Annotated in this window: 15 protein-coding genes; 13 read left to right on the top strand and 2 right to left on the bottom strand. The window is 69.8% G+C overall.

Features of this window, described 5'->3' with window-relative positions:
* Positions 1–172: 172 nt before the first annotated feature.
* The 8 genes from ABZT93_RS13270 to ABZT93_RS13235 all read left to right on the top strand — a co-directional run bounded on the left by ABZT93_RS13270 (position 173) and on the right by ABZT93_RS13235 (position 11744).
* Complete coding sequence (locus tag ABZT93_RS13270) at positions 173–1852, top strand: extracellular solute-binding protein (protein WP_356103151.1); 1680 nt, start codon at positions 173–175, stop codon at positions 1850–1852.
* Positions 1852–2904: an ABC transporter permease subunit gene (locus ABZT93_RS13265; protein ID WP_356103148.1), complete on the top strand. Its 1053-nt coding sequence runs from the start codon at positions 1852–1854 to the stop codon at positions 2902–2904. Before ABZT93_RS13270 ends, ABZT93_RS13265 begins: the two co-directional genes overlap by 1 nt.
* The gene (locus ABZT93_RS13260) at positions 2901–3827 is read left to right on the top strand and encodes a carbohydrate ABC transporter permease (protein WP_356103146.1); all 927 of its coding nucleotides are present in this window, start codon (positions 2901–2903) and stop codon (positions 3825–3827) included. Before ABZT93_RS13265 ends, ABZT93_RS13260 begins: the two co-directional genes overlap by 4 nt.
* A gap of 122 nt (positions 3828–3949) precedes the next feature.
* Positions 3950–6151: a 1,4-beta-glucanase gene (locus ABZT93_RS13255; RefSeq protein ID WP_356103143.1), complete on the top strand. Its 2202-nt coding sequence runs from the start codon at positions 3950–3952 to the stop codon at positions 6149–6151.
* On the top strand, positions 6148–8130 hold the full coding sequence (locus ABZT93_RS13250) for a beta-galactosidase (protein ID WP_356103140.1): 1983 nt from the start codon (positions 6148–6150) through the stop codon (positions 8128–8130). The genes ABZT93_RS13255 and ABZT93_RS13250 overlap by 4 nt, the downstream gene beginning before the upstream one ends.
* A complete protein-coding gene (locus tag ABZT93_RS13245; RefSeq protein ID WP_356103139.1) occupies positions 8127–10340 on the top strand; it encodes a glycoside hydrolase N-terminal domain-containing protein in 2214 nt (737 codons plus the stop codon). The genes ABZT93_RS13250 and ABZT93_RS13245 overlap by 4 nt, the downstream gene beginning before the upstream one ends.
* A gap of 37 nt (positions 10341–10377) precedes the next feature.
* Positions 10378–11088, top strand: a complete 711-nt coding sequence (locus ABZT93_RS13240; RefSeq protein WP_356103136.1) for a hypothetical protein — start codon at positions 10378–10380, stop codon at positions 11086–11088.
* A 35-nt stretch (positions 11089–11123) separates the two neighbouring features.
* Complete coding sequence (locus ABZT93_RS13235; RefSeq protein WP_356103133.1) at positions 11124–11744, top strand: chorismate mutase; 621 nt, start codon at positions 11124–11126, stop codon at positions 11742–11744.
* A 56-nt stretch (positions 11745–11800) separates the two neighbouring features.
* Here the strand turns inward: ABZT93_RS13235 and ABZT93_RS13230 are convergent, their stop codons facing one another.
* Together ABZT93_RS13230 and ABZT93_RS13225 are read right to left on the bottom strand one after the other, a co-directional pair.
* Positions 11801–13840 (bottom strand): TIM-barrel domain-containing protein, encoded by a 2040-nt coding sequence (locus tag ABZT93_RS13230; RefSeq protein WP_356103130.1) that lies wholly within the window; start codon positions 13838–13840, stop codon positions 11801–11803.
* 84 nt (positions 13841–13924) lie between these two features.
* Entirely contained in the window at positions 13925–14938 is a 1014-nt protein-coding gene (locus ABZT93_RS13225) for a LacI family DNA-binding transcriptional regulator (protein ID WP_356022704.1), read from the bottom strand.
* A 463-nt stretch (positions 14939–15401) separates the two neighbouring features.
* On the opposite strand from ABZT93_RS13225, the gene ABZT93_RS13220 reads away from it, so the two are divergent.
* From ABZT93_RS13220 to ABZT93_RS13200, 5 genes are all read left to right on the top strand, one after another.
* Positions 15402–17333 (top strand): acyl-CoA dehydrogenase family protein, encoded by a 1932-nt coding sequence (locus ABZT93_RS13220; RefSeq protein ID WP_356103127.1) that lies wholly within the window; start codon positions 15402–15404, stop codon positions 17331–17333.
* Between the two features lie 75 nt (positions 17334–17408).
* The gene (dxr, locus tag ABZT93_RS13215; RefSeq protein ID WP_356103125.1) at positions 17409–18665 is read left to right on the top strand and encodes a 1-deoxy-D-xylulose-5-phosphate reductoisomerase; all 1257 of its coding nucleotides are present in this window, start codon (positions 17409–17411) and stop codon (positions 18663–18665) included.
* Between the two features lie 8 nt (positions 18666–18673).
* Positions 18674–19966 carry a site-2 protease family protein gene (locus ABZT93_RS13210; protein WP_356103580.1) on the top strand — a complete coding sequence of 431 codons (1293 nt, stop codon included), beginning with the start codon at positions 18674–18676 and terminating at the stop codon, positions 19964–19966.
* Positions 19967–20136: 170 nt separating this feature from the next.
* Positions 20137–21294 (top strand): flavodoxin-dependent (E)-4-hydroxy-3-methylbut-2-enyl-diphosphate synthase, encoded by a 1158-nt coding sequence (gene ispG / locus ABZT93_RS13205; RefSeq protein WP_356103122.1) that lies wholly within the window; start codon positions 20137–20139, stop codon positions 21292–21294.
* Positions 21295–21517: 223 nt separating this feature from the next.
* Positions 21518–22366 carry a GNAT family N-acetyltransferase gene (locus tag ABZT93_RS13200; RefSeq protein WP_356103118.1) on the top strand — a complete coding sequence of 283 codons (849 nt, stop codon included), beginning with the start codon at positions 21518–21520 and terminating at the stop codon, positions 22364–22366.
* Positions 22367–22379: the final 13 nt, after the last annotated feature.

Here is a 22379-nt window from a genome sequence, read left to right as displayed (position 1 = left end):
CCCTTGTGCACCCCTGGGTGTTCACTTAACCTCACAGCAACATCGAAGCGCTTCGACTACGGATTCCGACACACCGTCGAAGCATCGCTTCAGCTCAGCCAGTTCCACTCAAGACACCGCAGCCGACGGCTCCACCGCCGGGTGTCCTGGTGCGCCATGAAGGGTTGACGCAATGACGCCGAACGCCGCTTCCCCCTCCTCCGGGCCCAGCCGGAGAAGTTTCCTCGCCTCGACGGCGGTCGCCACCGCCGCGGTGGCGGGCGGGATGCCGCTCCTTGCCGCCTGTGGGGATTCGGGCGGTGGCGACCGTGAGGGGACCACGTCGGGCAAGGCCGCGGACAAGCTGCTCCCGACATTCGTCGCCAGCACGGTCGCGAACCCGGACCTGCCGTCCAAGAACGGCTCGGCCGCCGGCTACACCGGCAAGGTCGACCTCGCCGCCCTCAAGGCCTCGGTCACGGAGAAGCTCGGCACCGGCGCCCCCTTCAAGATCATGTCCCCGTTCTGGGGCTCCCCGCCGAAGGCCGGCTGCGCCTACTACAAGGCCCTCGACGCCGCCGCGGGCACCAAGATCACCTGGCAGAACCAGGACGGCAACACCTACGGCCAGAAGCTCGGCGCCGTCCTCGCCTCCAGCTCCATCCCCGACATGGTGGTCGTGCCCGGCTGGGAGCTGGTCGGCAAGATCGCCAACGCGGTCACCGCCAAGTTCATGGACCTCGGCCCCTATCTCGCGGGTGACAAGGTCAAGAAGTACCCGAACCTGGCCGCGATCCCCTCGGACGCCTGGCGCATGGGCATCTTCGGCGGTGCTCTGCGCGGCATACCGATGCCGGCGGCCACCGCGAACTGGATCACGCCCTTCTACCGCAAGGACCTCTTCGACAAGAAGGGCTACTCCGTACCCAAGTCGCCTGAGGAGTTCGCCAGTTGGGCCAAGGAGGCCACCAGCTCCAAGGCCAAGGTGTGGGCCTGCGGCGACATGACCTGGAGCGCCTGGAGCATGTTCGGCGTCCGCCCCTCCGGCACCCTCGGCTGGAACATCGGGGACGACGGCAAGCTGACCTACCGCCATGAGGCGCCCGAGTACCTCGAGGCCCTGGAATGGGTGCGCAAGCTGTTCGACGCGGGCGTGGTCCACCCCGACGACAAGGCCCGCTCGGGCGACGCGGGCCAGCGGTTCACCGCCGGGCAGATCCTCGTCTACAACGACAACATCGCCAGCTGGTACGGCAAGACCTCCGAACAGGCCGCGTCCAACCCGGACTTCGAGATCGAGGGAATGGACATCTTCGGCGCCGACGGCGGCAACCCGAAGCTGTGGGCGTCCCAGCCGGCCACCATCTGGTCCATGATCCGCAAGGGCGCCTCCAAGACGACGATCGAGAACGCGCTGGCCGCCGCCGACTTCTCCGCCGCGCCCTACGGCACCAAGGAGCGGATGCTCGTCGACTACGGCGTCGAGGGCACCCACTACACGGTCAAGGACGGCGTCCCGGTCAAGAACGACCTCGGCAACTCCGAGGTGCTCAACGCCTGGGTGATGCTGGCCGCGCCCGCCGCCTACTACGCCCACCCCGACTTCCCCGAGGTCGCCCGCAAGCAGGTCGAGTGGCAGCAGCGGATGGGCGCCTTCATGAAGAAGACGTCCACCTTCGGCATGAACATCGTCGAACCGACCCGCTACGCCAACCTCTCCAGCCAGTTCGAGCAGCTGGAGATCGACTACGTGCGCGGCAACCGCAAGCTGTCGGACGTACAGGCCGCCATCTCGACCTGGAAGTCCTCCGGCGGCGACAAGCTGCGCGACTGGTACAAGCAGCTCATCGACAAGAACGGCAGCGGCAACTGATGTCTCTCACGGCCGGGAGCAGGCCCGACGGGACTCGTCCTCCCGCGGCCGTCGAGGAGCCGACGGTCGCGGTCGCCACCGCGGTGACGCACGAGCGCGTGCCGCACAAGGCGGCCAAGGCGAGCAAGGTCCCCTTCAGGGTCCGGCTGCGGCGCGACCGCGCACTCATCCTGATGACGCTGCCCGTGATCCTCCTGCTCCTGCTCTTCAACTACGTCCCGCTGCTGGGCAACGTCGTCGCCTTCCAGGACTACGACCCGTACATCTCCAGCAACGGCGTCACCGCGATCTTCCACAGCCCCTGGGTCGGGGTGGAGCAGTTCTCGCGGATGGTCGACGACCCGCTGTTCTGGGCCGCCGCGAAGAACACCATCCTGCTGTTCGCGCTCCAACTGGTGCTGTTCTTCCCGATCCCCATCGCCCTCGCGCTGCTCATCAACAGCGTGATCCGGCCCCGGGTCCGGGCCGTGGCGCAGGCGATCATGTACCTGCCCCACTTCTTCTCGTGGGTCCTCGTCGTCACCGTGTTCCAGCAGATCTTCGGCGGCGCGGGCATCATCGCCCAGACCCTGGAGGACCACGGCTGGAGCGGCTTCGACCTGATGACCAACGCGAGCCTGTTCAAGTACCTGGTCACCGCGCAGGCCGTCTGGAAGGACGCCGGCTGGGGGATCATCGTCTTCCTCGCCGCGCTGGCCGCCGTCAGCACCGACCTGTACGAGGCCGCCGCCATGGACGGCGCCGGGCGCTGGCGTCGCATGTGGCACGTGACGCTGCCCGCACTGCGCCCGGTGATCGCTCTGCTGCTGGTCCTTCGGGTGGGTGACGCGCTGAGCGTCGGCTTCGAGCAGTTCCTGCTCCAGCGGGACGCGGTCGGCGTCGGCGCCAGCGAGGTCCTCGACACCTACGTGTGGAACATGGGTATCCAGAACGGCGACTTCAGCTACGCGGCCGCGGTCGGCCTCGTCAAGGGAGCCATCGGAGTGTGCCTCGTCCTTGGTGCGAACAAGTTCGCGCACCTGCTCGGCGAGCAGGGGGTGTACCAGAAGTGAGTCTCAACACGCAGCTCGTCCGCAGCCTCCAGGCTCCTCCCCGGCCCGTGTGGGAGGAGGAGCCCAGCAAGGCGGGACTCACCGCGAAGGGCGGCCTTCTTCTCCTGTGCTGCCTGGGCGTGCTCGGTCCGCTGTGGATCGTGATCGTCACCAGTCTCTCCCCGAAGCCGGTGATCGACCGGGTCGGCGGCCTGGTCGTGATCCCGCAGGGCATCACCTTCGTCAACTACACGGAGTTGCTCAGCGGTGGTCAGGTGAGCCGGGCCATCATGGTCTCGGTCGGGGTCACGCTCGTCGGCACGCTGTTCTCGATGGTGGTGTCGGTGCTGGCGGCCTACGGGCTGTCACGGCCGGGGAGCCTCGGGCACCGGTTCTTCCTGATCACCATGATGGCGACCATGTTCTTCGGGGCAGGCCTGATTCCGACGTACCTGCTGGTGCAGTCGCTCGGTCTCACCGACACGTATCTGTCGCTGATCCTGCCGAGCGCGGTCAGCGTCTTCAACATCCTGGTGCTGCGGGCCTTCTTCATGGGGATCTCACCCGAGCTCACCGAGTCGGCGCGGATCGACGGGGCCAGCGACATGCGGATCCTGCTGACCATCATCATGCCGCTGTCCCGGGCCGTGCTGGCCGTCATCTCGCTGTTCTACGCGGTCGGTTACTGGAGCGCCTGGTTCAACGCGTCGATCTATCTGAGCGACCAGGACATGATGCCGTTGCAGAACGTGCTCATCCAGCTCGTCCAGAAGCACACCGAGGCCCCCACGGGGTTGCAGCAGGCGGTTCGTACGGGGCAGTTGTCGGCGCTGGGGCTGCAGATGGCAGTGATGGTGCTGGCGTTGATCCCGGTCGCGGTGGCTTCTCCGTTCGTTCAGCGGCATTTCAAGAAGGGCATGTTGACGGGCGCGGTGAAGGGGTGACCTGCGCCTCATAAGCGGGGGCTTCAAGTAGTTGGGCGGCTGCGGGTTCGTCGTGGCTTCTCGCGCAGTTCCCCGCGCCCCTGGGTGGGCTCACTCTCCCTTAGTTCAGAGCGAGGTTTGTCATGCTTACGTCCGGGCCTAGCCGTCGTGCTGTTCTTGCCGGGACCGCGGCCGCTGCCGCGATCACCATGGTTCCGTCCTTGCCGGCAGTCGCCGCTACCTCCACCACCCCCTCCTACCGCTGGCGCCAAGCCGTCATCGGCGGCACCGGTTTCGTCACCGGAGTCCTCTTCCACCCCTCCGTCCGCGGCCTCGCCTACGCCCGTACCGACATCGGCGGGGCCTATCGCTGGGACGACCGGAGCGCGCGCTGGATTCCGCTCAACGACGATCTCGGCTGGGACGACTGGAACCTCCTCGGGGTCGAGGCGATCGCCGTCGACCCCGCTCACCCGAACCGGGTGTTTTTGTCCCTCGGTACCTACGCCCAGCCCTGGGCCGGAAACGGGGCGGTCCTGCGGTCCGAGGACCGTGGTGCCACCTGGGCCCGTACTGATCTCACGGTGAAGCTCGGTGGGAACGAGGATGGGCGGGGGGCCGGGGAGCGGCTGCTCGTCGATCCTCGGGACAGTGACACGTTGTGGTTGGGGACCAGACATGACGGGCTGCTCAAGTCCACGGACCGGGGCGCGACCTGGAAGGCCGTGAGCTTCCCGGCCACCCCGAGTGCCACCGGCCAGGGCATCACCCTCCTCGTCGCCGCGGGCCGCAGCGTCTACGCCGGCTGGGGCGACGCGGACGGCACCGCAGCCAACCTGTACCGCACCGCAGACGGGGCCACCTGGGATGCCGTCCCCGCGCAGCCCTCCGGTGCCGCTGCCAAGGTGCCGATCCGGGCGGCCTACGACTGCCACACCCGCGAGCTGTACGTCACCTACGCCAACGCGCCCGGCCCCAACGGACAGTCCGACGGCAGTGTGCACAAGCTGGCCACGGCGAGCGGCAAGTGGACCGACGTCACGCCCGTGAAGCCCGGCGGGACGACGAGCGACGGCTCCTCCGACACCTTCGGGTACGGCGGCGTCGCCGTCGACGCCCGCCGCCCCGGCACCGTCGTCGTCTCCACCAACAACCGCTGGGCTGCCGTGGACACCCTGTACCGGACCACGAACGGCGGCCGTACCTGGACGTCCCTGAAGGACTCCGCGGTCCTCGACGTGTCCGAGACCCCGTTCCTCACCTTCGGTGCCGACGCGCCCAAGTTCGGCTGGTGGATCCAGGCCGTCGCCGTCGACCCGTACGACTCGAAGCACGTCGTCTACGGCACCGGCGCCACCCTCTACGGCACCCGGGACCTCAAGCACTGGGCCCCGCAGATCCGCGGCCTGGAGGAGACCTCCGTACGCCAGCTGATCTCGCCCCCGACCGGGGAGGCGCACCTGCTCAGCGGTCTCGGGGACATCGGTGTGATGTACCACGAGCGGCTTACCGCCTCGCCCTCGCGCGGCATGGCTTCGAACCCCGTGTTCGGGTCGGCGACGGGACTCGCCCAGGCCGCGGCCAAGCCCTCGTACGTCGTCCGCACGGGGTTCGGCGATCACGGCAACGGCGCCTTCTCGAACGACGGCGGCAAGACCTGGGCGCCCTTTGCGGCCCAGCCCGCCCTCGCCAAGGACGCGCCGGGGCCGATCGCCACCAACACCGACGGCAGCGTGCTGCTGTGGACCTTCGTGCACTGGGACGGCACCAAGTACCCCGCCCAGCGCTCCACCGACAACGGAGCGACCTGGTCCGAGGTCTCCACCTACCCCAAGGGCGCCACCCCGCTCGCCGACCCGGCCGACCCGACGCGCTTCTACGCGTACGACACCGACACCGGAACCCTGTTCGCCAGCACGGACGGCGGCCTCACCTTCACCGGGCGCGCGAGCGGTCTGCCCTCCGGCGACAGCCAGTTCCAGCTGACCGCGGCCCCGGGGCGCTCCGGCGACCTGTGGCTGAGCACCAAGACGAACGGCCTGTACCGGTCCACCGACGGCGGAGCGACCTTCACCAAGCTCACCAGCTGCTCGGCCTCGCACACCCTGGCCTTCGGCAAGGCCGCCCGCGGCGCGGACCACCCGGCGATCTACATGGTCGGCTCCACGGAGGCGATCACCGCCGTGTACCGCTCCGACGACGGCGCGAAGACCTGGGTGCGCGTCAACGACGACCGGCACCAGTGGGGCTGGATCGGCGCGACCATCGCCGCCGACCCGCGGGTGTACGGCCGCGTCTACCTCGCCACCAACGGCCGGGGCATCCAGTACGGGGAGCCGGCGTGACACCGGGACTCCAGAACGCCACCCGCGGCCGCATCCTGTTCGGCGGCGACTACAACCCCGAACAGTGGCCCGAGGAGACCTGGCTGGAGGACGTCCGGCTGATGAAGGCCGCCGGCGTCAACTCGGTCACCCTGGGCGTCTTCTCCTGGGCGAAGCTCGAACCGAGCCCGGGAGAGCGGGACTTCGGCTGGCTGGACCGGATGATGGACCTCATGCACGACCACGGCATCGGGGTCGTCCTCGCCACCCCCACCTCCTCGCCGCCGCCGTGGATGGGCCACCTGCACCCCGACACCCTGCCCGTCACCGAGGACGGCCGCACCGAGTACTGGGGCGGACGCCAGCACTTCTCCCACTCCAGCGCCACCTACCGCCGTTACGCCGCCGCCATCACCGAGGACCTCGCCGCCCGCTACGGCGGCCACCCGGCCCTCACCATGTGGCACATCAACAACGAGTACTGCACCTACGACTGGAGCGACGAGGCCGCCGCCCGCTTCCGGACCTGGCTCCGGAGCAGGTACGGCACCCTCTCGGAGCTCAATGAGGCCTGGGGCACCGCCTTCTGGAGCCAGGGCTACGGCGACTGGGCCGAGATCCACACACCGCGCCACGCCCACTACATGAAGAACCCCACCCAGGTGCTGGACTTCAAGCGGTTCACCTCCGACATGCTCCTGGAGTGCTACCTCGCCGAGCGGGACATCGTCCGCCGGGCCACCCCGCACACCCCGGTGACCAGCAACTTCATGCCGCTGTGGGTCGGGCAGGACGCCTGGCGCTGGGCCGAGGAGGAGGACGTCGTCTCCGTCGACCTCTATCCCGACCCGCGGGATCCCCTGGGAGCCCAGCAGGGCGCGCTCGTCCAGGACATGACCCGCTCGCAGGCGCGCGGCCCCTGGATGCTGATGGAGCAGGCCGCGGGTCCGGTCAACTGGCGGGGCGTGAACCACCCCAAACCCCGTGGCCTGAACCGGCTCTGGTCCCTCCAGGCCGTCGCCCGAGGCGCCGACGCCGTCTGCTACTTCCAGTGGCGCCAGTCCCGGCAGGGCGCGGAGAAGTTCCACTCCGGGATGGTCAGCCATGCGGGGGAGCAGGGCCGCACCTACCAGGAGGTCAAGCAGCTCGGCACCGAACTCGCCGCGATCTCTTCGCAGGTGACGGGCGCTCACACCGCCAACGACATCGCCGTACTGCACGACTGGCACGCCTGGTGGGCCGGCGCCCAGGACGGCCGGCTCTCCCACGAGGTCGACTACCCGGACGTGCTCCGGGCCTGGCACCGCGCACTGTGGGAGGCCCACCTCACCACCGACTTCGCCCACCCCGAACACGACCTCACCGCCTACAAGGTGGTCGTCGTCCCCCAGCTCTACGCCCTCACCGACACGGCGATCGACAACCTTCTCGCCTACGTCCACCAGGGCGGCACCCTCGTCTCCGGCTTCCTCACCGGCGTCGCCGACCAGGACGACCGGGTACGTCCCGGCGGCATGGACGCCCGGCTGCGCGAGTTGTTCGGCATCCGCACCCTGCACGAGTGGTGGCCGCTCGACGCGGGGGAGCAGGCGGAATGCGACGGCTCACCGGGCGGATTCCACGGCACCCTGTGGTCGGAGGAGATCGAGAAGACCGAGGACGGGACGACGGAGGCCGCCTACAAGGGCGGTGAGCTCGACGGGCTGCCCGCCGTGCTGCGCCGGGGCCGCGCCTGGTACCTCTCGACGCTTCCCGAGCCCGGCGCCCTGCGAGAGCTCCTCGCCGGGATCGCCGCCGGTGCGGGTGTGCGACCGGTGCTCGACGGACTGCCCGATCAGGTCGAGGCGGTACGCCGCGGCGACCTGCTCTTCCTGCTCAACCACGGCCGCGAGCCGGTGACGGTCGACGTGACCGGCACCCACCGGGACCTGCTGACGGGGGAGTCCCGCACGGACCAGGTCACGCTGGGACGTTACGGAGTGGCGGTGCTCCAGCCATGACCGACGGCCCCGTCCACGGCACCTGGGAACCCGCACCCGCCGCGCGCTGGGAGGACGGCTTCCTCAGCGGCAACGGCCACCACGGCGCCCTCCTGTTCGGCGGCCCGGACGACGAGCGGGTCGTTGTCACCCACCACACCCTGGTCCGCCCCAACGGCTCCGAACACGCCCGCCCGCCCCGCCTCGCCGCCGAACTGCCCGCACTGCAGGACCGGTTGCTCAGCGGGCAGCTCGACGCCGCCGAGCGCTTCACGGACGGCCGCCCGCTGCAGTGGGTGCAGCCCTTCCACCCCGCCTTCCAGATCCGGCTGCGCCGCCCGCGCGCGAGCGCCGCCGACTACCGCCGGTCCGTCGACTTCACCACCGGCGTCCTGCACACGCGGTGCCAGGGGCGGCGCAGCCAGGTCTTCGTCTCCCGCGCGGACGACGTCATCGTCCAGCATGTGGAGGCGGCGGACCTGGTCGTCTCGCTGGACCACCGGCTCCCGGGCGCCCCCGGCACCATGATGGTCGGCCAGAGCATCGTCCGCGTCGCCGACGGGGCCCTGCTCACCCTCCGCGTCCGCTACCCCGACAGCGACCGCCGCTACACCGGCATCACCCTGGTCGTCCCCACGGGCGGCCGCACCGCGCTCATCCCGCCCGGCGCGCAGGTCACCGGCGCCGAGTCCGTCCTCCTGCTGACCCGCGTCGTACGCCACACCGGCGAACTGGACACGACACCCCACATCGAGGCCCTGCGCGACCTGGCCCCCGAGCCCGAATCCGGGTCCGAGCCGGCGTCCGTCACGTACGCCCGACTCCTCGACCGGCACATCCCCCTGCACCGCCCGGCGTACGAGCGAGTGACCCTCGACCTCGCCGCCGACCCCGCCGAACGCGCCCTGCCGGGTTCGGAGTTGCTGGGGAAACCCGAGAGCCCGGCCCTCCTGGAGCGTCTCTTCGCCGCCGGCCGCTACCACCTGCTCTCCTCCAGCGGCCTCTACCCGCCCCGCCTCACCGGCCTGTGGACCGGTGACTGGGACACGGCGTGGTCGGGAGCGTTCACCAACGACGCCAACGTCAACCTCCAGACCGCGTCGGCCGCGTGTGCCGCCCTCCCCGAAGTCACCGCAGCCCTCGCCTCCATGATCGACCGGCAGTTGCCCGACTGGCAGGACAACGCCCGCGAGATCTTCGGCGCCCGGGGTGTCGTGGCCCCGCCGCACTCCGACGGCGAGTCCGGGCTGACGTACCACTTCGAGCGCGAGTACCCGCTGCACCTGTGGACCGCGGGCGCCGACTGGCTGCTCAAGCCCCTCGTCGACCATGACGAGACCCGCGGCGAACAGGACCCGCGCACCGCCCGCGCCCTCGCCGAAGTCGCCCTGTTCTACGAGGACTTCCTCACCCGCACGGACGCTGACGGCCATCTCGTCGTCGTCCCCTCCTACTCGCCCGAGAACCGCCCGGCGAACGCCAGTTGGGGTGCGATCAACGCGGCCATGGACCTCTCGGCGGCCCGGCACGCCCTGCTCACGGCCGCCGCCTACCACCCCGAGAAGGCGGAAGCCTGGCGGGCCCTCGCCGACCGGCTCCCACCGCACCGGATCAACGCCGACGGAGCCCTCGCCGAATGGGCCTGGCCCGGCCTCGACGACACCTACGACCACCGCCACCTCAGCCACCTCTACGGCGTCTGGCCCCTCGACGAGATCACCCCCTACGACACCCCCGACCTCGCCAGGGCCGCCCACCGCGCCCTCGAACTCCGCGGCTCCGAGAACGACTCGGCGCACGGACACCTGCACCACGCCCTCGTCGCGGCCCGGCTGCGGGACGGCGAGCGGGTCGCGCACGCCCTCGGCCAGGTCCTCGAGGGGGACTTCTTCCACGCCTCGCTGATGAGCGCGCACTACCCGAGACAGAACGTCTACAACGCGGACGCCGCCCACACCCTGCCCGGCGTCGTCGTCGAGATGCTCGTGCAGTCGACACCGGACCGGCTGGTGCTGCTCCCGGCGGTTCCCACCATCTGCCCCCGAGGTGAACTACGGGGCGTCCGCACCAGGTTCGGGGCCGAACTCGACCTCACCTGGAGCCCCACCGAAGCGACGGCGGTGCTGCGCCCCACCCGCACCCACCGCGTCGAACTCCGGACTTCCTCCGGCGCCGAGCCCCTCGAACTCGTCGCCGGAGAAGACCACGTCCTCCGTCTGGAGGCGTGGTAACACCCCGCATTTCCCCCCACCCATGGAAAGGGACACCATGGCAAGCGCTCTGCGCAAGGTCACCATGGCCGCACTGGCCCCGGCGATGGCCATCGGCGCAACCGTCGGACTCGCCTCCGCCCCCGCCTCCGCCGCCGTCTGGAGCTCCTGCGACCAGTACGGCAACACCAGCCTCAACGGCTACACGCTCTACAACAACATCTGGGGCTCCGGCGCCGGCAGCCAGTGCATCTGGGCCAACTCCGGCACCAACTGGGGCGTCAACGCCAACCACCCCAACACCGGCGGCATCAAGTCCTACCCGAACTCCAAGAAGGTGGTCAACAAGTCGATCACCTCACTCGGTTCGCTCTCCAGCAACTACAACGTCACGGTCCCCTCGTCCGGCGCGTACAACACGTCGTACGACATCTGGGACACCAACCACGCCTACGAGATCATGCTCTGGGTCAACAAGACCGGAGCCGTCGGCCCGCTCGGCACCTCGCAGGGCAACGTGACGCTCGGCGGTCACACCTGGACCGTCTACAAGGGCAGCAACGGCTCCAACGCGGTGTTCTCGTTCGTCCGCACCTCCAACTCGACCTCCGGCTCGGTCAACGTCCTCCCGATTCTGAAGTGGATCAAGGACACCAAGGGCTGGTTCGGCAACGTGACCATCGGTGACGTGCAGTTCGGCTTCGAGATCACCAGCTCGTCCGGTGGCCTCGACTTCGCCACCAACAACCTGACGGTAAGCAGCAGTTGACCTGATCGTGGGGCGGCGTCGGGTTTGATGGGGGCATGCGTACCACCACCCCCCTCCGACGTGCCCTGACCACCGTGACCGCGACCGCGGCCGTCGTTCTCACCGCGACGGGTTCCGCGGTCGCGGTTCCCGTCTCCGGGACGGCCGCGGCACCCCACGCCACCGCCCGCTCCCTCTCCGCCCTGCATCCGGTCGTCGAACTCGCCGCCGCACGCCTGGCCACGGCCGACCTGGTCGCCGCCGCCAAGTGGGGCACCGACAGCCCCATCGACGACCCGGCCCGCGAACAGCAGGTCCTCGACAACGTGGCCGCCCAGGCCCAGCAGCTCGGCGCCGACCCGGACGAGATCCGGGTGATCTTCCGCGACCAGATCGAGGCCAACAAGACCGTCCAGCGCGGCCTGTTCCAGCGCTGGACCGACCACCCCGACCAGGCGCCGACGACCAAGCCGGACCTGAGCGTCGTACGGCAGGAGATCAACCGTGTGACCAGCGCGCTGGTGGAGGCCCTCGCCGGCACCGCCGACGACCGCGGCGCGGTCGCCTGCCGTCCCGAACTCCTTCTCGCCGCCCTCCAGGTCCATCACGAGGACCACCTCGACGCCCTGCACACCAGGGCCCTGGCCCGCGCCCTGCGCTCGGTCTGCGAAAGCTGACCCCCACACGACGAAGCGGCCGGCCCACCCCCGTGGGACCGGCCGCTTCGGTAGCGCTACTCCGCCACCGGAAGCCGCGCCCCGTCCCTCAGGAACAGCGGGATGCGATCCAGCGGGGCATCGACGGTCACCGTCGTGCCCCCCTCGTACGTCTGGCCGGTCCACGCGTCCGTCCAGGTCGCGCCCGCCGGGAGATAGGTCGTACGGGCCGTCGCGCCCGCCGTGAGAACCGGGGCGACCAGCAGGTCCGCGCCGAAGAGATACGCGTCGTCGACTCCCCACGCCGCCTGGTCCTCCGGAAACTCCAGGAACAGCGGCCGCATCGGAGTCAGCCCCTCCTCATGGGCCTCGCGCATGACCTTCAGCACGTACGGCTTCAGCCGCTCGCGCAGCCGAAGGTACTTCTCCATGATCGTGCCGGCCTCCTCGCCGTACGACCACACCTCGTTCGGGCCGCCGGTCATCTCCGGTCCCAGCGGCATTCCCGGGTCGCGGAAGCCGTGTAGCCGCATCAGCGGGGACAGCGCTCCGAACTGGAACCAGCGGACCATCACCTCGCGGTACGCCGGGTCGTCCGGGTCGCCGCCGTGGAAGCCGCCGATGTCCGTGTTCCACCACGGGATGCCGGACATCGCGGTGTTGAGACCCGCGGCGATCTGCTCGCGCAGGGTCGGGAAGTCGGTGCCGATGTCACCGGACCACAGGGCGGCGCCGTAGCGCTGACTGCCCGCCCAGGCCGAGCGGTTGAGGGTGATGACCTCCTCGCCCGCGGCGCTCAGGCCCTCGTGGAAGGTGCGGGAGTTCTCGGCCGGGTACATGTTGCCGACCTCGAGGCCGGGCCCCGCCCAGTAGCGCAGGTTCTCCTGGAAGCCGGGCTTGAGCTCCGGCTCGCAGGCGTCCAGCCAGAAGGCCGTGATGCCGTAGGGGGCAAGGTAGTTGTCGCGGACCTTCGACCACATGAACTCACGGGCCTCCGGGTTCGTGGCGTCGTAGAAGGCGACCTGGACGGTGGATGCGACCCCCTTGTCCGGCCAGTCGGCGTGCGCCATCGGACCGTACTGGGTGCCGATGAAGTATCCGCGCTGCTCCATCAGGGCGTGGTTCTCGCTGAGCGGCGACACCGACGGCCAGACGCTCACCACCAACTTGATGCCCAGCTCCTCCAGTTCACGGACCATCGCCGCCGGGTCGGGCCACTCGGCCGGGTCGAACTTCCACTCACCGAGGTGCGTCCAGTGGAAGAAGTCGCAGACGATCGCGGAGATGGGCAGCCCCCGGCGCTTGTACTCCCGTGCCACGGAGAGGAGTTCGTCCTGGGTGCGATAGCGCAGCTTGCACTGCCAGAAGCCCGCCGCCCACTCCGGCAGCATCGGCGTACGGCCGGTCACCGCGCTGTAGCGGCGCTGGCCGTCGGCCAGGGGGCCCGCGGTGATCCAGTAGTCGATCTGGCGGGCCGAGTCGGCCACCCAGCGCGTGCCGTTGTGGGCCAGCTCCACGCGGCCGATCGCCGGGTTGTTCCACAGCAGGGTGTAGCCGCGGCTGGAGGCGAGGACCGGGATGCCGACCTCGGCGTTGCGCTGGATCAGGTCGAGGACCAGGCCCTTCTGGTCCAGCTTGCCGTGCTGGTGCTGGCCGAGACCGTACAGCTTCTCGTCGTCGTAGGCGGCGAAGCGCTGTTCCAGCCGGTGGTGGCCGTTGCCGACCGCGGTGTACAGACGCGAGCCGGGCCACCAGAAGTGGGCGCGGGCCTCCGCGAGGAGCTCGGCGGAGTCCTCGGTGCGCAGGAACCGGAGCTGCCCCTCGGCGTCGACGTGGACGGTCAGCGCGCCCACCGTCAGCAGGCCTTCCCCGTCACCGATCTTGACCGTGCTCTCGGTGGCGGGCGGCTCGTCGAGCAGAGCACCCGGCAGTCCCTCCAGGATCGGCCCGCCGAGCCGGGCACGCACCCGGACCGCGTCCGGGCCCCACGGCTCGACACGTACGGTCTCCTGGCGCCCGCTCCACTCCAGCGCGCCGTCCCGCTCCCGGAACGTGCCGACGGTGGGGGACGACTGCGCAAGGCTGACCTTGGGCTGGATTTCGGCAGGCTGATTCACGAGGAGTGCTCCTGAAGGAATGCAGACAGGGGCGTGCCGCACAGGCACGGGACGCGTGGTGTGTGAGGTCTGGTGGGTGAGGTGTCAGGACGCCGAAGGTGCCGGGCCCGTACTCGCCCGGACCGTCAACTCGGGCTCGATCAGGACGAGTTCGTCCTCACCGCGGCCCTCCAGCTTGGCGACCAGCCGCTCCAGGGCGTGCCGGCCCATCTCCTGGGCGGGGATGGCGACCGAGGTGAGCCGCACCGAGGCCTGGACGGCGACCTGTTCGGGGCAGATCGCCACCACCGAGACGTCCTCGGGGATGGCCCGGCCCTGCTGGCGCAGCAGCGCGAGCAGCGGTTCGACGGCCTGCTCGTTCTGCACGACGAAGCCCGTGGTGGACGGACGTTCGTCGAGGATGCGGGCGAGGGTCACCGCCATCGCGTCGTACCCGCCGTCGCACGGCCGGTGCAGCAGCCGTACGCCCAGCTCCTGGGCGCGCGAACGGAGTCCGTCCAGCGTGCGCTCGGCGAATCCGGTGTGCCGTTCGTAGACCGCGGGGGCCTCGCCGATGACAGCGATGTCGCGGTGACCGAGCTTCGCGAGGTGCTCGACGCACAGCGCCCCGGTGGCCCGGAAGTCCAGGTCGACGCAGGTGAGCCCGGAGGTGTCGGCGGGGAGGCCGATGAGCACGCACGGCTGGTCGGTGCCGCGCAGCAACGGCAGCCGCTCGTCGTCGAGTTCGACGTCCATCAGGATCATCGCGTCGGCGAGCCCGCTGCCGGTGACACGTCGTACGGCGTCGGGGCCCTCCTCGCCGGTCAGCAGCAGGACGTCGTACCCGTGCGTCCGCGCGGTGGTGGCCACCGCGATGGCGATCTCCATCATCACCGGCACGTACATGTCGGTGCGGAGCGGGATCATCAGCGCGATGATGTTCGACCTGCTGCTGGCGAGGGCGCGGGCGCCCGCGTTCGGGTGGTAGCCGAGTTCGCGGATGCTCTCCTCGACCCGCTGCCGGGTGCTCGTCGAGATGGACCGCTTGCCACTGAGGACATAGCTCACCGTGCTCGCCGAGACTCCGGCGTGCTGGGCGACCTCGGCGAGGGTGACCATCCAGCTCTCCAAGCTTTGTGAAGCGCTTCGACAGTGCGCAGTGCGAACACGGGCGGGTGGGGGTGGTTCGACAGTAGCTCCCCCGGGAGTGGGTGTCCATAGGTTGTCGAAGCGCTTCGACAAGGACTCGTGGACGTATGCCGCACGGGAGAGGCCCCGACACCGGCGAACCCACTCCGGCCTGGCCGTTCACCGCCTCGGCGGAGCGTGGCTCCCTGCCTACCACGACCGGCCGCGGCGGGCCATGGAGCGGGCGCGCCGTACGTCCGGGGAGGGCGGCATGCGCGGATGCCCGCCGGAGCCGGCGCCGGCCGGCTGGACGCCGCGGCGGATTCCGTCGACATCGGCCGAACGGCCGCGCGAGGGGTGGTGACCTCGCCCCGGATCAGGTACATACGATCGGGTAGCACCCGTCGGTAACCATACGGCCCCCAAGATCCCGATTCACGACGAGGTGAGCCTGATGTCCGCACCGTCCACCAAACCTGTCGTCACCGAGCGCGAGGCCCGCGAGGTGGCGGAGGCCGCCCGCGAGCAGGACTGGCGCAAGCCCAGCTTCGCCAAGGAACTGTTCCTGGGGCGGTTCCGGCTCGACCTCATCCACCCCCACCCGATGCCCCCGCAGGAGGACGCACAGCGCGGCGAGGAGTTCCTGACCAAGCTCCGCGACTTCTGCGAGACCAGGGTCGACGGCGCCCTCATCGAACGCGAGGCCCGCATCCCCGACGACGTCGTGAGCGGGCTCAAGGAGCTCGGCGCCTTCGGCATGAAGATCGACACCAAGTACGGCGGCCTCGGCCTCACCCAGGTGTACTACAACAAGGCGCTGGCCCTCGCCGGCTCCGCGAGCCCCGCCATCGGCGTACTGCTCTCCGCCCATCAGTCGATCGGAGTACCCCAGCCGCTGAAACTGTTCGGCACCCCGGAGCAGAAGGAGAAGTTCCTGCCCCGGTGCGCCCGCACCGACATCAGCGCCTTCCTGCTCACCGAACCGGACGTCGGCTCCGACCCGGCACGCCTCGCCACCACCGCCGTGCCCGACGGGGACGACTACGTCCTCGACGGAGTGAAACTGTGGACCACCAACGGCGTGGTCGCCGACCTCCTCGTCGTCATGGCCCGCGTCCCGAAGTCCGACGGCCACAAGGGCGGCATCACCGCCTTCGTCGTCGAGACCGACTCACCCGGCATCACCGTCGAGAACCGCAACGCCTTCATGGGCCTGCGCGGCATCGAGAACGGCGTCACCCGCTTCCACCAGGTCCGGGTCCCGGCGGCCAACCGCATCGGCCCCGAGGGCGCCGGTCTGAAGATCGCCCTGACCACCCTCAACACCGGCCGCCTCTCACTGCCCGCCTCCTGCGTGGCCGCCGGCAAGTGGTGCCTGAAGATCGCCCGCGAATGGTCCACCGCCCGCGAACAGTGGGGCAAGCCGATCGCCCACCACGAGGCCGTCGGCTCCAAGATCTCCTTCATCGCGGCGACGACCTTCGCCCTGGAGGCCGTACTGGACCTGTCCTCCCAGATGGCCGACGAGAACCGCAACGACATCCGCATCGAAGGCGCCCTCGCCAAGCTCTACGCCTCCGAGATGGGCTGGCTCATCGCCGACGAACTCGTCCAGATCCGCGGCGGCCGGGGCTTCGAGACCGCCGACTCCCTGCGGGCCCGCGGCGAGAAGGCGGTCCCCGCCGAACAGGTCCTGCGCGACCTGCGCATCAACCGCATCTTCGAGGGCTCCACGGAGATCATGCACCTGCTGATCGCCCGCGAGGCCGTCGACGCCCACCTCTCCGTCGCCGGCGACCTCATCGACCCGGAGAAGTCCCTCGGCGACAAGGCGAAGGCCGGCGCGAACGCGGGCGTCTTCTACGCCAAGTGGCTCCCCAAGCTGGTCGCCGGACCGGGCCAACTGCCCAACACCTACGGTGAGTTCAAACGCGAGGTCGACCTCTCGACGCATCTGCGCTACGTCGAACGCACGGCCCGCAAACTCGCCCGCTCCACCTTCTACGCCATGTCCCGCTGGCAGGGCCGCATGGAGACCAAACAGGGCTTCCTCGGAAGGATCGTCGACATCGGCGCCGAACTCTTCGCGATGAGCGCGGCCTGCGTACGAGCCGAACTCCTCTACACCACCGAGCCGCACGGCCGCGAGGCCTACCAGCTCGCCGACACCTTCTGCCGGCAGTCCCGGCTCCGCATCGAGGAACTCTTCGGCCGCCTCTGGAACAACACCGACGACCAGGACCGCAAGGTCGTCAAGGGCGTGCTCTCCGGCACCTACACGTGGCTGGAGGACGGCATCGTCGACCCCTCCGGCGAAGGCGTCTGGATCGCGGACGCCACCCCCGGCCCCTCCGAGAAGGAGAATGTCCACCGCCCCATCCGCTGACCACGCACGACAGCGCGCCCCCCGAGACGGGGACGCGCTGTCCTCCTACACCGTCCTTACGGCCACAATGGAGGGATGAGCGACAGTCCAGCCCCCCTCGCCGACCCGCACCTCGTCTACGACCCCGTGGCGGGCGACGGCCCCAAGGACGTGGTGATCCTCGGCTCCACCGGCTCGATCGGCACCCAGGCCATCGACCTCGTGCTGCGCAACCCCGACCGGTTCCGGGTGACCGGGCTCTCCGCCAACGGCGGGCGGGTGGCGCTCCTCGCCGAGCAGGCGTACCGGCTGAGGGCGCGGACCGTCGCGGTCGCCCGCGAGGACGTCGTACCGCAGCTGCGTGAGGCCCTCAGCGGCCTCTACGGCGCCGGCGAGCCGCTCCCCGAGATCCTCGCGGGACCGGACGCGGCCACGCGGCTCGCCGCCTCCGACGCGCACACCGTCCTCAACGGCATCACCGGCTCCATCGGACTCGCCCCGACCCTCGCCGCCCTGGAGGCGGGCCGCACCCTCGCGCTCGCCAACAAGGAGTCGCTCATCGTGGGCGGCCCGCTGGTGAAGGCCCTCGCCAAGCCCGGGCAGATCATCCCCGTCGACTCCGAGCACGCGGCCCTCTTCCAGGCGCTCGCCTCCGGGACCCGGGCCGACGTCCGCAGGCTGGTCGTCACCGCGTCCGGCGGTCCCTTCCGCGGCCGCACGAAGGCCGACCTCGCCCAGGTGACCGTCGAGGACGCCCTCGCCCACCCCACCTGGGCCATGGGTCCGGTCATCACCATCAACTCCGCGACCCTCGTCAACAAGGGCCTGGAGGTCATCGAGGCGCACCTCCTCTACGACATTCCCTTCGACCGCATTGAGGTGGTCGTGCATCCCCAGTCGTATGTCCACTCGATGGTTGAGTTCACGGACGGATCCACGATCGCCCAGGCGACGCCCCCCGACATGCGCGGGCCGATCGCCATCGGTCTCGGCTGGCCCGAGCGCGTCCCCGACGCGGCGCCCGCCTTCGACTGGAGCAAGGCGTCCACGTGGGAGTTCTTCCCGCTCGACAACGACGCGTTTCCTTCGGTCAACCTTGCGAGACACGTGGGACAGCTCGCGGGCACGGCCCCGGCGGTGTTCAATGCCGCCAACGAGGAGTGCGTCGAGGCCTTCCGGGCCGGCGCACTGCCGTTCAACGGGATCATGGAGACCGTGACCCGGGTGGTGGACGAGCACGGCACCCCGCGCGGGGGAACCTCGCTCACCGTCGCGGACGTCCTCGAAGCGGAGACCTGGGCGCGGACCCGGGCCCGGGAACTGACGGCACAGACGGCGGAGGCCCGTGCATGACGACCCTGATGTTCATCCTCGGCATAGCGCTCTTCGCCCTCGGCCTCCTGGTGTCGATCGCGTGGCACGAGCTGGGGCACCTGTCCTTCGCCAAGCTCTTCGGCATCCGCGTGCCGCAGTACATGGTCGGCTTCGGCCCGACCGTCTTCTCGCGGAAGAAGGGCGAGACGGAGTACGGCATCAAGGCCGTCCCCTTCGGCGGCTACATCCGCATGATCGGCATGTTCCCGCCCGGCGACGACGGCCGTATCAGCGCCCGCTCCACGTCCCCCTGGCGCGGCATGATCGAGGACGCCCGCTCGGCCGCCTTCGAGGAGCTCCAGCCCGGCGACGAGAAACGCCTGTTCTACACCCGTAAGCCCTGGAAACGCGTCATCGTGATGTTCGCGGGCCCCTTCGCGAACCTCATCCTCGCGGTCGCCCTCTTCCTCACGGTCCTCATGGGCTTCGGCATCTCCCAGCAGACCAACACGGTCAGCTCGGTCTCCAAGTGCGTGATCGCCCAGAGCCAGAACCGCGAGAAGTGCAAGGCCTCCGACCCGGCCTCCCCGGCCGCGGCCGCCGGCCTCAAGGCGGGCGACAAGATCATCTCGTTCGACGGCGTGCGGACGGACGACTGGAACAAGCTCTCCGACCTCATCCGGGCCAACCCCGACAAGACGGTCCCGATCGTCGTCGAGCGCGACGGCAAGGACGTCACCCTCACGGCGAAGATCGCCTCCAACCAGGTCGCCAAGAAGGACTCCAGCGGCCAGTACGTCCAGGGCGAGTACGTCACCGCCGGCTTCCTCGGCTTCAGCGCCGCCACCGGCATCGTCAAGCAGGACTTCGGCGACTCCGTGGTCTGGATGGGCGACCGCGTCGGCGACGCCGTCGACTCCCTGGCCGCCCTGCCCGGCAAGATCCCCGCCCTGTGGAACGCGGCCTTCGGCGACGCCCCGCGCGAGCCTGACTCCCCGATGGGCGTGGTCGGCGCGGCGAGGGTCGGCGGCGAGATCTTCACCCTGGACATCCCGCCGACCCAGCAGCTGGCGATGGCGTTGATGCTGGTAGCGGGCTTCAACCTCTCGCTCTTCCTCTTCAACATGCTCCCGCTGCTCCCCCTGGACGGCGGCCACATCGCGGGCGCCCTGTGGGAGTCCCTGCGCCGCAACCTGGCGAAGGTCCTCAAGCGCCCGGACCCGGGCCCGTTCGACGTGGCGAAGCTGATGCCGGTGGCCTATGTGGTGGCGGGGATCTTCATCTGCTTCACCTTGCTCGTCCTGGTTGCCGACGTCGTTAACCCAGTGAAAATCTCTTAGCCGTACGGCGTTGGAGGCGGCCCGGTGTGTTCCATGCCGGGCCGCCTTCCATTGAGTGGGTTTGAAGCCGGTGATGTGCTCGCGCCCCGGTCGGTGCCGTAATCTCGAAGCCTGGAGCCCGCCGCTGACGGGACCGGGACCTTGATCCACGACTTGGGGTTGCACAGCAGATGACTGCGATTTCTCTCGGCATGCCGTCCGTTCCGACCAAGCTCGCCGAGCGCCGGAAGAGCCGGCAGATCCAGGTCGGCACGGTCGCGGTGGGCGGTGACGCCCCGGTCTCGGTCCAGTCGATGACGACGACCCGTACGTCCGACATCGGCGCGACCCTCCAGCAGATCGCCGAGCTCACCGCCTCCGGCTGCCAGATCGTGCGTGTGGCCTGCCCCACGCAGGACGACGCCGACGCCCTCGCGACGATCGCCCGCAAGTCGCAGCTCCCGGTGATCGCGGACATCCACTTCCAGCCCAAGTATGTGTTCGCCGCTATCGAGGCCGGCTGTGCTGCGGTACGCGTCAACCCCGGCAACATCAAGCAGTTCGACGACAAGGTGAAGGAGATCGCGCGGGCCGCGAAGGATCACGGCACCCCGATCCGCATCGGCGTGAACGCGGGCTCTCTGGACCGCCGCCTGCTCCAGAAGTACGGCAAGGCGACGCCCGAGGCGCTCGTCGAGTCGGCCCTGTGGGAGGCGTCCCTCTTCGAGGAGCACGACTTCCGGGACATCAAGATCTCGGTCAAGCACAATGACCCGGTCATCATGATCGAGGCGTACAAGCAGCTGGCCGCGCAGTGCGACTACCCCCTTCACCTCGGCGTCACGGAGGCGGGCCCGGCGTTCCAGGGCACGATCAAGAGTGCGGTGGCGTTCGGCGCCCTCCTCTCGCAGGGCATCGGCGACACCATCCGCGTCTCCCTCTCCGCGCCCCCCGTGGAGGAGGTCAAGGTCGGCAACCAGATCCTGGAGTCCCTGAACCTCAAGCAGCGCGGCCTGGAGATCGTCTCCTGCCCGTCCTGCGGTCGTGCCCAGGTGGACGTCTACAAGCTGGCCGAGGAGGTCACGGCGGGTCTGACCGGCATGGAGGTCCCGCTGCGCGTCGCCGTCATGGGCTGCGTGGTGAACGGTCCGGGCGAGGCCCGTGAGGCCGACCTCGGTGTCGCCTCCGGCAACGGCAAGGGCCAGATCTTCGTCAAGGGCGAGGTCATCAAGACCGTCCCCGAGTCCAAGATCGTGGAGACCCTCATCGAGGAGGCCATGAAGCTGGCCGAGCAGATGGAGGCGGACGGCATCGCGTCGGGCGAGCCGTCGGTGTCGGTGGCGGGCTGAGGCGGCTGGGGCTTCGCGGCGCCGGTCCAGGTCACTCCAGCCCGTCCGGCGTTTGAGGACGAGGCCCTTCGGGCCGATGGGGGTCTGGGGGCGCAGCCCCCAGAGACGGCCACCAGGACACCGGGCGCCTCACAGGCAACCGGCACCTGAACACGGCTCGGCACGGCTCAGCTTCCGCGGGTACAGTGCGGAGATCAGCAGACCCCAGTGTGAGGCCCCGCCCGTGTTGACTCAGACGACCTCCCGGGTCCTCGAACCGAGCGACCTGGACGCCGCGCTCGCCATCCTCGACCGCGATCCGGTCGCGAACGCCTTTGTGACGTCGAGGGTGCAGGTCGCCGGTCTCGACCCGTGGCGGCTCGGCGGCGAGATGTGGGGCTGGTACGAGGACGGCATGCTCACGTCGCTCTGCTACGCCGGCGCCAACCTGGTCCCGATCTGCGCCACCGCCCGAGCCGTCCGCGCCTTCGCCGACCGTGCCCGGCGCGCGGGCCGCCGCTGCTCCTCCATCGTCGGTCCCTCCGAACCCACCTCCCAGCTCTGGCGCCTGCTGGAACCCAGTTGGGGCCCGGCCCGGGAGGTCCGCGCCCACCAGCCCCTCATGGTCACCGACCGCATGCCCACCGACGTCGCCCCGGATCCGTACGTCCGCCGCATCCGCAAGGACGAGATGGAGACGATCATGCCGGCGTGCGTGGCGATGTTCACGGAGGAGGTCGGCGTCTCCCCGCTGGCCGGCGACGGCGGCCTGCTCTACCAGGCCCGCGTCGCCGAACTGGTCGGTTCCGGCCGCTCGTTCGCCCGCCTCGACGAACACGGCAAGGTCGTCTTCAAGGCGGAGATCGGCGCCGCGACGGACCGGGCCTGCCAGATCCAGGGCGTCTGGGTGGCCCCCGAGTACCGGGGCAGAGGAGTGGCCGCCCCCGGGATGGCCGCGGTGCTGCGCTACGCCCTCGCGGATGTGGCCCCGGTCGTCAGCCTGTACGTCAACGACTTCAACACGGCGGCGAGGCGGACGTACACGAGGGTGGGCTTCCGCGAGGTCGGCGCTTTCATGAGCGTCCTCTTCTGATCCCGCCTGCCTG

This window comes from Streptomyces sp. NPDC005303 (genome assembly GCF_040607335.1).
Classification (GTDB): Bacteria; Actinomycetota; Actinomycetes; order Streptomycetales; family Streptomycetaceae; genus Streptomyces.
The sequence above is the reverse complement of the archived record's forward strand: the minus strand, read 5'-3'. Positions and strand labels throughout refer to the sequence as shown.

Coding starts and splice junctions, on each gene's coding strand:
- ABZT93_RS13270 (WP_356103151.1), top strand. CDS start 173: ATGACGCCGAACGCCGCTTCCCCCTCCTCCGGGCCCAGCCGGAGAAGT.
- ABZT93_RS13265 (WP_356103148.1), top strand. CDS start 1,852: ATGTCTCTCACGGCCGGGAGCAGGCCCGACGGGACTCGTCCTCCCGCG.
- ABZT93_RS13255 (WP_356103143.1), top strand. CDS start 3,950: ATGCTTACGTCCGGGCCTAGCCGTCGTGCTGTTCTTGCCGGGACCGCG.
- ABZT93_RS13245 (WP_356103139.1), top strand. CDS start 8,127: ATGACCGACGGCCCCGTCCACGGCACCTGGGAACCCGCACCCGCCGCG.
- ABZT93_RS13240 (WP_356103136.1), top strand. CDS start 10,378: ATGGCAAGCGCTCTGCGCAAGGTCACCATGGCCGCACTGGCCCCGGCG.
- ABZT93_RS13235 (WP_356103133.1), top strand. CDS start 11,124: ATGCGTACCACCACCCCCCTCCGACGTGCCCTGACCACCGTGACCGCG.
- ABZT93_RS13225 (WP_356022704.1), bottom strand. CDS start 14,938: ATGGTCACCCTCGCCGAGGTCGCCCAGCACGCCGGAGTCTCGGCGAGC.
- ABZT93_RS13220 (WP_356103127.1), top strand. CDS start 15,402: ATGTCCGCACCGTCCACCAAACCTGTCGTCACCGAGCGCGAGGCCCGC.
- dxr (WP_356103125.1), top strand. CDS start 17,409: ATGAGCGACAGTCCAGCCCCCCTCGCCGACCCGCACCTCGTCTACGAC.
- ABZT93_RS13210 (WP_356103580.1), top strand. CDS start 18,674: ATGTTCATCCTCGGCATAGCGCTCTTCGCCCTCGGCCTCCTGGTGTCG.
- ispG (WP_356103122.1), top strand. CDS start 20,137: ATGACTGCGATTTCTCTCGGCATGCCGTCCGTTCCGACCAAGCTCGCC.